The organism is Rhodoplanes sp. SY1 (assembly GCF_046000175.1).
Lineage (GTDB): Bacteria > Pseudomonadota > Alphaproteobacteria > Rhizobiales > Xanthobacteraceae > Rhodoplanes.
Window position 1 is genome coordinate 1 of the sequence record NZ_JBEOMB010000129.1, and the last position, 12,177, is coordinate 12,177.

Annotated in this window: 14 protein-coding genes; 7 read left to right on the plus strand and 7 right to left on the minus strand. The window is 70.0% G+C overall.

Annotation, left to right across the window (positions count from 1 at the left end):
• The 3 genes from ABTU92_RS24920 to fdxA all read left to right on the plus strand — a co-directional run.
• The coding region (locus tag ABTU92_RS24920; RefSeq protein ID WP_408094306.1) for a hypothetical protein at positions 1 to 314 on the plus strand (314 nt) is incomplete at its 5' end.
• Positions 315 to 334: 20 nt separating this feature from the next.
• Positions 335 to 715: an RNA-binding S4 domain-containing protein gene (locus ABTU92_RS24925; RefSeq protein ID WP_408094307.1), complete on the plus strand. Its 381-nt coding sequence runs from the start codon at positions 335 to 337 to the stop codon at positions 713 to 715.
• A 276-nt stretch (positions 716 to 991) separates the two neighbouring features.
• Positions 992 to 1,327: a ferredoxin FdxA gene (gene fdxA / locus ABTU92_RS24930; RefSeq protein WP_111358060.1), complete on the plus strand. Its 336-nt coding sequence runs from the start codon at positions 992 to 994 to the stop codon at positions 1,325 to 1,327.
• Between the two features lie 253 nt (positions 1,328 to 1,580).
• Here the strand turns inward: fdxA and ABTU92_RS24935 are convergent, their stop codons facing one another.
• Positions 1,581 to 2,246, minus strand: coding sequence for a hypothetical protein (locus tag ABTU92_RS24935; protein ID WP_408094308.1), 666 nt, complete (start codon positions 2,244 to 2,246; stop codon positions 1,581 to 1,583).
• A gap of 67 nt (positions 2,247 to 2,313) precedes the next feature.
• On the opposite strand from ABTU92_RS24935, the gene ABTU92_RS24940 reads away from it, so the two are divergent.
• Positions 2,314 to 2,898 carry a CarD family transcriptional regulator gene (locus ABTU92_RS24940; RefSeq protein ID WP_408094309.1) on the plus strand — a complete coding sequence of 195 codons (585 nt, stop codon included), beginning with the start codon at positions 2,314 to 2,316 and terminating at the stop codon, positions 2,896 to 2,898.
• 131 nt (positions 2,899 to 3,029) lie between these two features.
• Positions 3,030 to 3,452, plus strand: a complete 423-nt coding sequence (locus ABTU92_RS24945; RefSeq protein WP_408094310.1) for a PACE efflux transporter — start codon at positions 3,030 to 3,032, stop codon at positions 3,450 to 3,452.
• Here the strand turns inward: ABTU92_RS24945 and ABTU92_RS24950 are convergent, their stop codons facing one another.
• On the minus strand, positions 3,453 to 4,400 hold the full coding sequence (locus ABTU92_RS24950; protein WP_408094311.1) for a LysR family transcriptional regulator: 948 nt from the start codon (positions 4,398 to 4,400) through the stop codon (positions 3,453 to 3,455). It lies immediately after the preceding gene.
• A 94-nt stretch (positions 4,401 to 4,494) separates the two neighbouring features.
• On the opposite strand from ABTU92_RS24950, the gene ABTU92_RS24955 reads away from it, so the two are divergent.
• Positions 4,495 to 5,313: an NAD(P)H-dependent oxidoreductase gene (locus ABTU92_RS24955; protein WP_408094312.1), complete on the plus strand. Its 819-nt coding sequence runs from the start codon at positions 4,495 to 4,497 to the stop codon at positions 5,311 to 5,313.
• Here ABTU92_RS24955 and ABTU92_RS24960 read toward each other — a convergent pair.
• The 4 genes from ABTU92_RS24960 to ABTU92_RS24975 all read right to left on the minus strand — a co-directional run bounded on the left by ABTU92_RS24960 (position 5,294) and on the right by ABTU92_RS24975 (position 10,221).
• Positions 5,294 to 6,388, minus strand: a complete 1,095-nt coding sequence (locus ABTU92_RS24960) for an esterase-like activity of phytase family protein (RefSeq protein ID WP_408094313.1) — start codon at positions 6,386 to 6,388, stop codon at positions 5,294 to 5,296. The two genes, ABTU92_RS24955 and ABTU92_RS24960, sit on opposite strands and share 20 nt — an antisense overlap.
• The gene (gene cobT / locus ABTU92_RS24965; protein ID WP_408094314.1) at positions 6,385 to 8,283 is read right to left on the minus strand and encodes a cobaltochelatase subunit CobT; all 1,899 of its coding nucleotides are present in this window, start codon (positions 8,281 to 8,283) and stop codon (positions 6,385 to 6,387) included. The genes ABTU92_RS24960 and cobT overlap by 4 nt, the downstream gene beginning before the upstream one ends.
• A gap of 126 nt (positions 8,284 to 8,409) precedes the next feature.
• Complete coding sequence (gene cobS, locus ABTU92_RS24970; RefSeq protein WP_408094315.1) at positions 8,410 to 9,396, minus strand: cobaltochelatase subunit CobS; 987 nt, start codon at positions 9,394 to 9,396, stop codon at positions 8,410 to 8,412.
• Between the two features lie 201 nt (positions 9,397 to 9,597).
• Positions 9,598 to 10,221 (minus strand): J domain-containing protein, encoded by a 624-nt coding sequence (locus ABTU92_RS24975; RefSeq protein ID WP_408094316.1) that lies wholly within the window; start codon positions 10,219 to 10,221, stop codon positions 9,598 to 9,600.
• A 146-nt stretch (positions 10,222 to 10,367) separates the two neighbouring features.
• Between ABTU92_RS24975 and ABTU92_RS24980 the strand changes: the two genes are divergently transcribed.
• Positions 10,368 to 10,640: a BolA family protein gene (locus ABTU92_RS24980; RefSeq protein WP_408094317.1), complete on the plus strand. Its 273-nt coding sequence runs from the start codon at positions 10,368 to 10,370 to the stop codon at positions 10,638 to 10,640.
• 203 nt (positions 10,641 to 10,843) lie between these two features.
• Here ABTU92_RS24980 and ABTU92_RS24985 read toward each other — a convergent pair whose 3' ends face one another.
• Positions 10,844 to 12,142 (minus strand): HlyC/CorC family transporter, encoded by a 1,299-nt coding sequence (locus tag ABTU92_RS24985; protein ID WP_408094318.1) that lies wholly within the window; start codon positions 12,140 to 12,142, stop codon positions 10,844 to 10,846.
• Positions 12,143 to 12,177 lie beyond the last annotated feature (35 nt).

Below are 12,177 nucleotides of genomic sequence, written 5' to 3' on the forward strand. Positions count from 1 at the left end.
ACCGCGGCGATCGGCGCGACCGGCCGGAGCGTGGCGAGCAGCGCAACGATCGGGGCGGCGATCGCCGCGACGGCGACCGGCAGGCGCGCGGGCGTCCGCGCGGCGGCCCGGACCGCGACCGCTCCGATCGGCCGCGCCACGAGGGTGGCCGCCGGCCCGACCGTCAGGATCGTGGCGAGCGGCCGCCGCGCACCTATCAGAGCCGCGACGAGCGGGCGGACCGGAGCAACAAGGAGCCGGATCCGAACTCCCCGTTCGCCAAGCTCGCCGCCCTCAAGGCGCAGCTCGAGGCCAGCGCCAAGGAGAAGCACTGACCGGCGGAGAGCATCGCCCCGTGGTCGACGGCGACCGCCAGCGCATCGACAAGTGGCTGTGGCACGCCCGGGTGGTGCGCACCCGCAGCGCCGCGGCCGCGCTCGCGGCTGCCGGCCATGTCCGGATCAACGGGGTGCGCATCGACGCGGCGAGCCGCCCGGTGAAGCGCGGCGACGTGGTGACGGTGGCGCTCGACCGCCAGGTCAGGGTGCTGGCCGTCACCGGCTTCGCCGAGCGGCGCGGCTCGGCGACCGACGCGCAGGCGCTGTTCCGCGACGAGACGGTCCGGCCGGAGCCGGCCCCCGAGTCCGCCGCGGCGGGATCGCGCGAGACCGGGACCGGACGGCCGACCAAGCGCGACCGCCGCGCCCTCGACCGGCTCCACGGCGACGACGACTGACCACGGCCGAGGGAAGGGGCGACGCCGGCCCGCGCCCGTGACGGTGACGTCCGCCCGACCCGGAGCGCGAACTTTTTCGGCCAGCGGTTAACGAATCGGCGGGTCGGAGGCGGCGATCCCGGTCCTGTCGGCCGGCCCGGCGGGCGATCCCCGCCGAGTTGGTCCGGTGCCGCGGTCGGGCGGGTTTTTCGTCGCGCGACAGACCCGTTCGCTTGCGCGTGCGGTGCCGATGCGCTAGGCACAGGCAAAACTGGGCCCTGTCGGCCGGAGTCGAAGATGACCTACACGGTTACTGAAAACTGCATTAAGTGCAAGTACATGGACTGCGTCGAAGTGTGTCCGGTGGACTGCTTCTACGAGGGCGAGAACATGCTCGTCATCCACCCGGACGAGTGCATCGATTGCGGGGTCTGCGAGCCGGAATGCCCGGCCGAGGCGATCAAGCCGGACACCGAGCCGGGCCTCGAGCAGTGGCTCGGCCTCAACGCCGAATACGCCAAGACGTGGCCGAACGTCACGGTGAAGCGCGATCCGCCGCCGGACCACAAGGAGTGGGACGGAAAGCCGGACAAGCTCAAGCTCTTCTCGCCGAATCCCGGCTCGGGCGACTGACGGCTCGCGGACCGCAAGGACCGACCTCGAGGGCCGCCGTCGCGGCGCGGCCCTCGCGCGGTGCGGGCGTTTTGCCAGCCTCGCCTCCAAATATCTAAAATTTAATGTTCATTGGGTACGGTGATGGCCGAATGCCGCACCGTACGGCTTTGTTTTTTGCAATGAATGTGATATATAAGCATCACACATGAGATCACGGCTCCGAGCGCTCCCTCCCGGGAGCATATTTTTTCGGGGCGTTCCTTGGGAACCGTCATACGGAGGCGTGTCTTTCCGCGAGAAGGCACGCGATCACAGTGGCAGCAAAAACTCGGCACAAGTCGAAGTTGAAGAAGGCCGTCGTGAAGCCTGCGTCCCGGACGGCGTCCAAGGCGCGGGTCTCGAAGGCGCTTTCGTCCAAGGCCCCGTCCACGAAATCCGCGGCGTCGAAGACCGCGACTCCGAAGCCGGCCACCTCCAAGGCCTCCGCCTCCAAGGCCGCGGCCGCCGCGTCCAAGACCGCTGCGTCCAAGACCGCTGCGTCCAAGGCCCCGGCTGCGAAGGCGCCGGCCACCAAGGCGTCGGCTGCCAAGGCTCCGGCTGCCAAGGCCGCCTCGAAGGTCGCCGTCAAGGCGCCCGGCAAGGCCGCCGCGCCGGCCCGTCGGCGGACGACCAAGACGACGCGGGATAACGTCCGCCGCGGCAGCGCGGCCAACCCATCGCCGGTGCGGGCCGAGATGCCCGCGACCAAGCCGGCCAAGCCGATCCGCAAGCCCGACGTCGGACCGACGACGGACCAGGCGGCAGAGACCAAGACGACAGGCATCAAGGCGGCAGACACCAAGACGACGACCCTCGAGACGAAAAGCCTCGAATCGACGACCCCCGTCGCGACGGAGGTCAAGGCCGCCGTCAAGGCGACCCCCAAGGCTTCGGCCAAACCATCCCCCCGCCCTCGGGTGGAGGACCCCGGCAAGCCGCCGGAGGTTGAAGGAGCAGTTCCCGGAATGTCCAACAAGAAGACGACCCAGCGTCAAGGCTTCAAGACGAACGAGTTCATCGTGTATCCGGCTCACGGCGTGGGCCAGATCACGGCGATCGAGGAGCAGGAGGTCGCCGGCCACAAGCTCGAGCTGTTCGTCATCAACTTCGTCAAGGACAAGATGACGCTGCGGGTCCCCACCGCGAAGATCAGCGCCGTCGGCATGCGCAAGCTCGCCGAGCCGCCGATCGTCAAGCGCGCCCTCGAGACGCTCAAGGGGCGGGCCCGGGTGAAGCGCACCATGTGGTCGCGCCGCGCCCAGGAGTACGAGGCGAAGATCAATTCCGGCAACATCGTCGCCATCGCCGAGGTGGTGCGCGACCTCTATCGGTCGGAGAGCCAGCCCGAGCAGTCCTACAGCGAGCGGCAGCTCTACGAGGCCGCCCTCGATCGGCTGGCGCGCGAGATCTCGGCCGTGCAGCGGATCACCGACACGGAGGCCGTGAAGGAGATCGAGGCGTCGCTCGCCAAGGGTCCGAAGCGCGGCGCCGCCGCCAAGGGCGAAGGCGAGGCGGACGACGACGGCGAGACCGAGGCCGAGGCGGCCTGATCGCCGCGTTCGCTCGGTGCGATACGGAGCGCCGGTTCCGCCGGCGCTTTTTTTGTGCCTGCTCCACCCCGCTGCTGTCCCGCCCGATTCTGTCCCGGTTCGCCCCGCGCCATCCGATGCCGCCGTCTCGCATGCAGAATCCGACGATCCGCCGCGTCGTCTACGTGACGCTCTACGAGCTCGTCGCGCTCGTCGTGGTGACGGCCGCCCTGTCGGTCGTCTCCGGCCAGCCGGCCGTCGACACCGGTGTCATCGCGGTTGCGTCCTCGGTGATCGCGGTGAGCTGGGCCTACGTCTTCAATCTCGCCTTCGAGCGCTGGGAGGCGTCGCGCCGGGTGCATGGCCGGTCGCTGGCGCGCCGCGTCGTCCACGCGACCCTCTACGAGGCCGGCCTGGTGCTGATGCTGGTGCCGCTGATCGCCTGGCAGCTCGACGTGACGCTGTGGGAGGCGTTCCTCTACGACCTCGGCCTGATCGCGTTCTTCACCGCCTACACGTTCGGCTTCACGGCGCTGTTCGACTGGGTGTTTGGCCTGCCGGCCTCGGCGTCGTGATCACGTCCGCGCGGCCGGTGCCGTCCCGCCCGGCGGATCGATCCCCGGCAGGCCGGCGATCTCGGCGGCCAGGACGTCGACCAGCAGCCGCACGCGGGTGATCCCGGCCCGCTCCGGAACGACCAGCAGGCTCAGCGGCGTCGTCGGCAGGCTGTACTCCGGCATGACGACGATCAGTCGGCCCGCGGCGACGAGATCGTCGACCAGCCAGCGATGCGCCGGTGCGATGCCGCGCCCGGCGATCAGCGCCTCGCGCGCCGCCAGCCCGTGATCGACCCGCAGCCGCCCGCCGAACGGCACGGCGTGGCGCGCACCGTCGGGGCCCTCGAGCAGCAGCGTGTCGCTGCCGGCCACGTTGGTCATCCGGAGGCCCTCGTGCCCGAGCAGGTCGCGCGGATCGGTCGGCGTGCCGCGCGCCGCCAGATAGGCGGGCGAGGCGACCAGCACGCGCCGGCTCGCGCCGAGCCGGCGCAGCGTCATGGCGGTGTCGCCGAGCGGGCCCAGCCGCACCGCGACGTCGACGCCGTCGCGCACCAGGTCGACCCGCTCGTCGGTGAGGCCGAGATCGATGCCGATGTCGGGATAGCGGTCCTGGAACGCCAGGAGCAGTCGGGTGACGTGCAGGACACCGAGCGCCGCCGTGCAAGAGACGCGGACCGTGCCGGCCGGTGCGCTGCGGGTTCCGCGCGCCTCCTCGCCGGCCTGGTCCACGAGGCGCAGGATCTGGACGCAGGTCGCGTAGTAGCGCGTGCCCTCGTCGGTCATCGTGACCCGCCGGGTGGTGCGGCCGAGCAGGGAAACGCCGACTGCCGCCTCGAGCTCCCGCAGGTGGCGCGTGACCGTCGACTGGCCGATTCCCAGCTCGCGGGCCACCGCCGACAGACTGCCCCGCTCCGCGACCCGGACGAAGGTCCGCATCCGCTCCAGCGTGACGTCCGATCTATCCATTTTTCGGCACGATCATATCCATTCCGAACAGCTACCGGATCGTTCTCGGTGACGCTAGGTCGAATGGCAAGTCGTCCCTCGCCTGGAGCCCTCCATGAACGTCCTGATCGTCTTTGCCCATCCCGAACCCCGGTCGCTCAGTGCGGCACTGCGCGACGTTGCCGTCGCCGAGCTGACCGCTGCCGGCCACGCCGTGCAGGTGTCGGACCTCTACGCCATGCGCTTCAAGGCCGATGTCGATCGCGACGACTTTCCGCAGCTCGCGCCGGAGGGGCGCCTGAAGGTGCCGGGCGCCTCGAAGGCCGGTTTCGCCGCGCGGGGGCTCACGGCCGACGTGATGGCCGAGCAGGACAAGCTCCTGTGGGCCGACGTTCTGATCCTGCAGTTTCCGCTGTGGTGGTTCACCATGCCGGCGATCCTGAAAGGCTGGGTGGACCGGGTGTTCGCCTACGGGTTCGCCTACGGGGTCGGCGAGCACAGCGAGGCGCGCTGGGGCGACCGTTACGGCGAGGGCGTCTTCGCCGGCCGGCGCGCCATGGTGATCACCACCACGGGCGGCTGGCAGGAGCATTATTCGCCGCGCGGCGTGAACGGGCCGATCGACGACCTCCTGTTCCCGATCAACCACGGAGTCCTGTTCTACCCCGGCTACGACGTGCTCCCGGCCTACGTGGTGCATCGCGCCGACCGGCTCGACGCAGCCGGATTCGACACCGCCGCCGCGGGCCTGCGCGAGCGGATGCGGACGATCGCCACCACACCGCCGATCCGGTTCCGCCGACAGAACGGCGGTGATTATCTGATCCCGACCTGCGAGCTGCGTCCGGAGATCGGCGCGCCGGGAGCGCACGGCTTCGCGCTCCACGTCTCCGACGTCGCGAGCGACGACGGGCTCACTCGTCCAGCAGCGTGAACTGCAGCAGCACGGTGCGCTGGAGGAAGGAGAAGTTGTCGTCCGACACCAGCGTCAGCACGGTCTCGCCGCCGTCGCCGACATGGACGCCGAGCGCCTCCATGTTGTCGATCTGAAAGCCCATGTCGGCCGTGATCAGCACCGGACCGTCGACCACGGCGCCCGGTGCGATCGTCGCGATCGGGATGCGGCGCAGCCGCATCGCGACGCCGGTCGTCCAGGTGAAGCGTCGCTCCAGCAGCAGGAGGTCGCCGTCGGGCAGCAGCGCGGCGTCGCTGATGTCGAAGCCGTCGTGGCGGGCGACCGTGAACAGGCCGGGGCGCGGGCCGCCGAGCAGTGCCGCCTTGACGTTGCCGGCCGGGTCGAGCGCCCGCTCGGTGATCACGATCAGGGCGCCGGCGAGCGGCGAGACGGGCGTTCCGCGCGGCACCGCGACGAGCGCCTCGACGCCGCGATTGTTCGGCAGGCCCGCGAGGCCCGCCGGCCACGGCATCACCTTCGCGGGCGCCGCCGTGCCGAGCTTGCCGAACTCGAACCGCACGATGCGGTTGGCGCGCTCGATGCCGACATAGGCGATGCCGCGGTCGGCCGTGACGGCCTCGGTGTCGTACCAGCCGCGCTCCGCCAGGGTGCGGCCGTCCGGCCCCATGATCGGGCTCATCACGGCGTCGGCGACGCCGACCGGCCGCTGGCCCTGATAGACGATGCGGCCCGTCAACCATGCGGCCTTGTCGGTGACGGCGAGAAAGCGCGCGTCGTCGAGCATCACGAGGCCGGAGATGCCGCCGAACGACTTGCTGCGCGAGGTCAGCTCGACGCCGCCGCGAAACTGCAGGCGGCCGAAGCGCACCTGGTTCGGCTTGCCGATCTCGAAGGTGGCGAGCGGCCGCGCCTCGACCTCGATCGCCTCGTGCCGGGCCGGGGCGATGGCGGTCGCGGCGGCGCCCCGCTGCGGCGTCGCGCCGACGGGCTGGGCGCGCCCGTGCTGGGCCGAGATCGAGATCGCGGCCGCCATCACCAGCGCCGCGACGCCGATGCCGGCGGCGACGATCCGGGTCCGGCCGCGGCCGATCACGCGTCGTACCGGCGGCGGGTGCGCTGCTTGCGCTCGCGCGACATCGCCTGCTCGTCGAACAGCTCGGCGAGCTTGTCGGTCATCACGCCGCCGAGCTCCTCGGCGTCGACGATGGTGACGGCGCGGCGGTAGTAGCGCGTCACGTCGTGGCCGATGCCGATGGCGATCAGCTCGACCGGCGAGCGCTGCTCGATCTCCTCGATGATGTGGCGCAGGTGGCGCTCCAGATAGTTGCCCGAGTTGACCGACAGGGTGGAGTCGTCGACCGGGGCGCCGTCCGAGATCATCATCAGGATCTTGCGCTGCTCGGGTCGCGCCAAGAGGCGCTTGTGGGCCCAGTCGAGCGCCTCGCCGTCGATGTTCTCCTTGAGGAGGCCCTCGCGCATCATCAGGCCGAGATTCCTGCGCGCCCGCCGCCACGGCGCATCGGCCGCCTTGTAGACGATGTGGCGCAGGTCGTTGAGGCGGCCCGGATTGGCCGGCTTGCCGGCGGCGAGCCACGCCTCGCGCGACTGCCCACCCTTCCAGGCCCGCGTCGTGAAGCCGAGGATCTCGACCTTGACGCCGCAGCGCTCCAGCGTGCGCGCGAGAATGTCGGCGCAGGTGGCGGCCACGGTGATCGGGCGCCCGCGCATGGATCCGGAGTTGTCGATCAGCAGCGTGACGACGGTGTCGCGGAAATCCGTGTCCTTCTCCCACTTGAAGGAGAGCGGATGCAGCGGATCGATGACCACGCGGGTGAGGCGGGCCGGATCGAGGATGCCCTCCTCCAGGTCGAAGTCCCAGGAGCGGTTCTGCTGCGCCATCAGGCGGCGCTGCAGCCGGTTGGCGAGCCGGGCGACGACGCCCTGCAGATGAGCGAGCTGCTTGTCGAGATAGCCGCGCAGCCGCTCGAGCTCCTCCGGCTCGCACAGATCCTCGGCGCCCATCACCTCGTCGAACTTGCTGACATAGGCCTTGTAGGCCGGGCCGCGCGGCTCGTTGCGGCGCTCGCGCATCTTCCACGGCTCGGCCGCGGTCTCCGGGTTGCCGCTCTCCGAATCCTCCGGCATGTCGGCCGAGGGTGCGTCGAGCGCCTCGGTCGAGCTCTCGGGCATGTCGTCGGCGGAGGCGTCGGCTTCCTCGACGGTCGAGCGCTCCATGTCCTCGCTCTCGGAGGTCTCGCCGTCCTGGCCCTGGTCGTCCTGCTGGCCGTCGTCCTTGCTCTGGTCCGAGTCCTCCTCCTCGTCGGCGCGACCGCGGTCGTCGCCCATGTCGAGCGAGTCGAGGAGATCGTGGACGGCGTCGCCGAAGCCCTGCTGGTCCTCGAGGAAGCGGCCGAGCTTGTCGAGATCGGGACCCGCTTTCTGCTCGATCAGCGGACGCCACAGCTCGACGATCTTGCGCGCGGCCGCAGGCGGCGCCGCGCCGGTGAGGCGCTCGCGCACGATCATGGCGAGCGCGTCCTCCAGCGGCGCGTCGGCCCGGTCGGTGATCTCCTCGTAGCGGCCGCGGTGATAGCGGTCGTCCAGCATCGCCCCGAGATTGCGGGCGACGCCGAGCATGCGCTTCGCCCCGATCGCCTCGACGCGCGCCTGCTCGACCGCCTCGAACACGGCACGCGCCTGCTGGCCGCCGGGCAGGAGCTTGCGATGCACGGCGTGGTCGTGACAGGCCATGCGCAGCGCGATCGCGTCGGCGTGGCCGCGCACGATCGCGGCGTCGCCGGCCGAGAACTTGCGCGGCGGCTCGGGCAGCCGCGCCTTGTTGCCGGCGGCGCCCGGCCGGTCGGCGGCGAACTGCACCTCGAGGTCCGGCTTTCGCGCGATGGCCTTGAGGCAGACCCCGACGGCCCGCTTGAACGGCTCGTTCGGAGCTTCCTTGCCGCCTTTGCCTTTGCTGGTGTTCGACGCCATATCGCTTGCCGTTCTTGCCCCACACTCCGCTCATGCCCGCAGGCGGGCATCCAGGGCGCCTCGCCGTGTCGCCCCTGGGTCCCCGCTTTCGCGGGGACACGCGGATCAGGACGACAGGGCGGCGCCTCAGCTCAGCGCGACGTTGACGGACGACTCCGGGAGTTCCTGGCCGAAGCAGCGCTGATAGAACTCGGCGACCAGCGGCCGCTCCAGCTCGTCGCACTTGTTCAGGAACGTGACCTGGAACGCGAAGCCGATGTCCTTGAAGATGTCGGCGTTCTCGGCCCAGGTGATGACCGTGCGCGGGCTCATCACGGTCGACAGGTCGCCGTTCATGAAGGCGTTGCGGGTGAGATCGGCGACCCGCACCATCTTGCCGACGATGTCGCGCCCCTGGGTGTTGCGATAGTGCTTCGCCTTGGCGAGGATGATCTCCACCTCGTTATCGTGCGGCAGGTAGTTCAGCGTCGTGACGATCGACCAGCGGTCCATCTGGCCCTGGTTGATCTGCTGGGTGCCGTGATAGAGGCCCGAGGTGTCGCCGAGCCCGATCGTGTTGGCGGTGGCGAACAGGCGGAACGCCGGGTGCGGCTTGATCACCTTGTTCTGGTCGAGCAGCGTCAGGCGGCCCGACACCTCGAGCACGCGCTGGATCACGAACATCACGTCTGGGCGGCCGGCGTCGTACTCGTCGAAGCACAGCGCGACGTTGTGCTGCAGCGCCCACGGCAGGATGCCGTCGCGGAACTCGGTGACCTGCTGGCCCTCGTGGATCACGATGGCGTCCTTGCCGATCAGGTCGATGCGGCTGATGTGGCTGTCGAGATTGACGCGCACGCACGGCCAGTTCAGCCGCGCGGCGACCTGCTCGATATGGGTCGACTTGCCGGTGCCGTGATAGCCCGTGACCATGACGCGGCGGTTGCGCGCGAAGCCGGCCAGGATGGCGAGCGTGGTCGGACGGTCGAAGCGATAGTCCGGGTCGGTGTCGGGCACGTGCTCGTCGGGCTCCGAGAAGGCCGGAACCTCCATGTCGGAGTCGATCCCGAAGAGCTGCCGGACCGACACCTTCATGTCGGGCAGCCCGGCCACGGCTTCTGTTGCGGCAGTCATTGCTCCTCCTGGCCCCGCGGGGGTGGGGCATACGGCGTCGGCGGCGTGTCGAGACCGCCTTTTTCTTTAGCAGACCGCCCGCATGGCGCGGAAGCGGTCTCGGGCGCGATCTGCCGGGACCGGAACGCAGATCCTCGATCGGGCATGGCACTCATATGGGCATGGCGGCGGTAGGTCGCACCACATGCCGGGCGGCGGCGATCACACCAGCCCGGTCGACTTGAGATAATTGTAGGCCTCGAGGATTTCCCGGAGCTTGTCCTCCGAGCCGCGGTCGCCGCCGTTGGCATCGGGGTGGTGGCGCTTCACCAATTCCTTGAAGCGGCTCTTGATTTCGGTGCGGCCGACGCCCGGCTCCAGGCCCAGCGTGTGGAGCGCCTTGCGCTCGGCATTGCGCACGCTGCGACGCTCCTGCTCGGCCTTCGCCTTGGTCGGGTCGGCGTGATGGCCGCCGAGCTCGCCGAACAGATCGAACGGGTCGGTCGGATCGGCGTCGAACACCTGGTCGGAGCGGAAGCGGCGGGTGCGCGGATTGCCGCCGAGGCCGAGCTTCCAGGTCGGACGATGCCCGGTGACGGCGTCCTTCTGGTATTCGGCGACGGCGGAGTCGCTCATGCCGGCGAAGAAATTGTAGTTCTGGTTGTACTCGCGGACGTGATCGAGGCAGAACCGCCAGTATTCGCGCGCCTGGTTGCGTCCCTTCGGGGCGCGGTGCGTCGCCACGCACGTGCAGCCCGGCCACTCGCAGGCGGGGCCTTCGGCCGGCCGGCGGTCGCGCTCGGGCTTGACGCGAATGCGATCGAACAGGGGTGAGTCGAATTTCATAACGAGCCATTATGGACGTCGCCCGACCCCCCGCAAGAATTGACAGGGGGCGGGTGATATGCTGGCCGAGCTTCGACCGGGAGACGACGGGGCCGGACACGGCGTCGGCGCGGAGTCGACGGGAAGGTTCTAACATAGGAAGCGCCATGCTGGTTCGCGACATCATGACGGAAAAGCTCTCGGCCGCGTTCGCGCCGTCGCGCCTCGAGGTGATCGACGAGTCCCACCGCCACGAAGGCCATGCCGGCGCCCGGCCCGGCGGCCAGACGCATTTCCGCGTGCGGATCGTGTCGGAAGCGTTCCGCGGCAAGAGCCGGCTCGACCGCCACCGCGCCATCAACCAGGCGCTCGCCGCCGAGATCGAAGGCGGCGTCCACGCCCTCGCCATCGAGGCGGCCGCGCCGGGGGAGGGCGTGTAAACTCGATCCGCCACGGCGCCCCTTTTCCTTCTCCCCGCGCGCGGGGAGAAGGTGGCTCGCCGCTCAGCGGCGAGTCGGATGAGGGGGCGTCTCCGTAAAGCTCAGACTCACGGCGACGCCCCCTCACCCGACATCCGCGCCGACCGCGCGAACGTCGACCTCTCCCCGCGCGGCGGGGAGAGGTGAACGAGGTGGTCCCCGCCTCACCCGGCCCGCACGACCAGCGCGTTCTTGCGTCGCGTCAGCGGGGTGATGCGCAGCGAGGTGATGCGGTTGCGCTGGCGGCGCAGCACCTGGAAGCGGAAGCCGTGGAACGTGAAGCTCTGGCCCGGCTCCGGGATCGAGCGCGCCTCGTGGATGACGAGGCCGGCGATGGTCGTCGCGTCGGCGTCGGGCAGGCTCCACTCCATCACCCGGTTGAGGTCGCGGATCGGCACGCCGCCGTCGACCGTCACCGAGCCGTCCGGCTGGGTCCGCACGCCGGCCAGATCGACGTCGTGCTCGTCCGAGATGTCGCCGACGATCTCCTCGAGAATATCCTCCAGCGTGACGAGTCCCATCATCTCGCCGTACTCGTCGACGACCAGCGCGAAATGCGCCTTTCTCCGGCGGAACGCCTTGAGCTGCTCGGACAGCGGCCGGATCTCCGGCACGAACCAGGCCGGCCGCGCCAGCCCCATCACGTCGATCTTGGAGAAGTCGCCGCCGCTGCCGTGCAGGGCGCGCAGCACGTCCTTGACGTGCAGGACTCCGACGATGTTCTCCGGCGTGCCCTGCCACAGCGGTACCCGGGTCTTCGGTCCCGACAGCACCGCCTCGACGATCTTCTCCGGCGGGTCGCCGGCGTTCGCCATGATCACGTCGGTGCGGTGGATCATCACGTCGGCGACGGTCAGCTCGCGCAGGTCCAGCAGGCCGCCGAGCATGTCGCGATCGGTCTTCTCGACGCCGCCCTCGCGGTGCAGCAGGTCGACGGCGCCGCGCAGCTCCTCGTGCGGCGTCAGGATCGGGGCGCTCTCGCCGATGACGATGCCGAAGCGGGCCAGGATGAACCGCACCAGCGCGTTGACGGCACCGATCACCGGGCCGAACAGCCGCACCAGGGTGGACATCGGCCGCGCCACCGCGAGGGCGATGCGGTCCGGGTTGTCGAAGGCCGCGGTCTTCGGCAGCACCTCGCAGAACACCACGACCAGCATGGTCATGATCACCGTGGCATAGACGACGCCGACCTCGCCGAACCAAGCGAGCAGGAGTCCGGTCGCCATCGACGAGGCGCCGATATTGACGACATTGTTGCCGATCAGGAGCGCGCCGAGCAGCCGCTCGCGCGCCTCCAGCAGGCTGTTCACCAGCCTGGCGCGGCGGTCGCCGTCGCGGGCGAGCCGCGCCATCGTGGCGCGCGACGAGGCGGTCAGCGCCGTCTCGCTCCCCGAAAAGAACGACGAGGCGAGGAGGCAGACCAGGAGGGCGGCGAGGATCAGCCAGTCGGAAGCGTCCATGGCGGGGTCTCGTAGAGGCGCGACATTCGCGGCTC

What these genes read in the sequence shown, in the direction of transcription:
- fdxA (WP_111358060.1), top strand. Translation starts at nt 992, where the DNA reads ATGACCTACACGGTTACTGAAAACTGCATTAAGTGCAAGTACATGGAC.
- ABTU92_RS24940 (WP_408094309.1), top strand. Translation starts at nt 2,314, where the DNA reads ATGTCCAACAAGAAGACGACCCAGCGTCAAGGCTTCAAGACGAACGAG.
- ABTU92_RS24945 (WP_408094310.1), top strand. Translation starts at nt 3,030, where the DNA reads ATGCAGAATCCGACGATCCGCCGCGTCGTCTACGTGACGCTCTACGAG.
- ABTU92_RS24950 (WP_408094311.1), bottom strand. Translation starts at nt 4,400, where the DNA reads ATGGATAGATCGGACGTCACGCTGGAGCGGATGCGGACCTTCGTCCGG.
- ABTU92_RS24955 (WP_408094312.1), top strand. Translation starts at nt 4,495, where the DNA reads ATGAACGTCCTGATCGTCTTTGCCCATCCCGAACCCCGGTCGCTCAGT.
- cobT (WP_408094314.1), bottom strand. Translation starts at nt 8,283, where the DNA reads ATGGCGTCGAACACCAGCAAAGGCAAAGGCGGCAAGGAAGCTCCGAAC.
- cobS (WP_408094315.1), bottom strand. Translation starts at nt 9,396, where the DNA reads ATGACTGCCGCAACAGAAGCCGTGGCCGGGCTGCCCGACATGAAGGTG.
- ABTU92_RS24975 (WP_408094316.1), bottom strand. Translation starts at nt 10,221, where the DNA reads ATGAAATTCGACTCACCCCTGTTCGATCGCATTCGCGTCAAGCCCGAG.
- ABTU92_RS24980 (WP_408094317.1), top strand. Translation starts at nt 10,368, where the DNA reads ATGCTGGTTCGCGACATCATGACGGAAAAGCTCTCGGCCGCGTTCGCG.
- ABTU92_RS24985 (WP_408094318.1), bottom strand. Translation starts at nt 12,142, where the DNA reads ATGGACGCTTCCGACTGGCTGATCCTCGCCGCCCTCCTGGTCTGCCTC.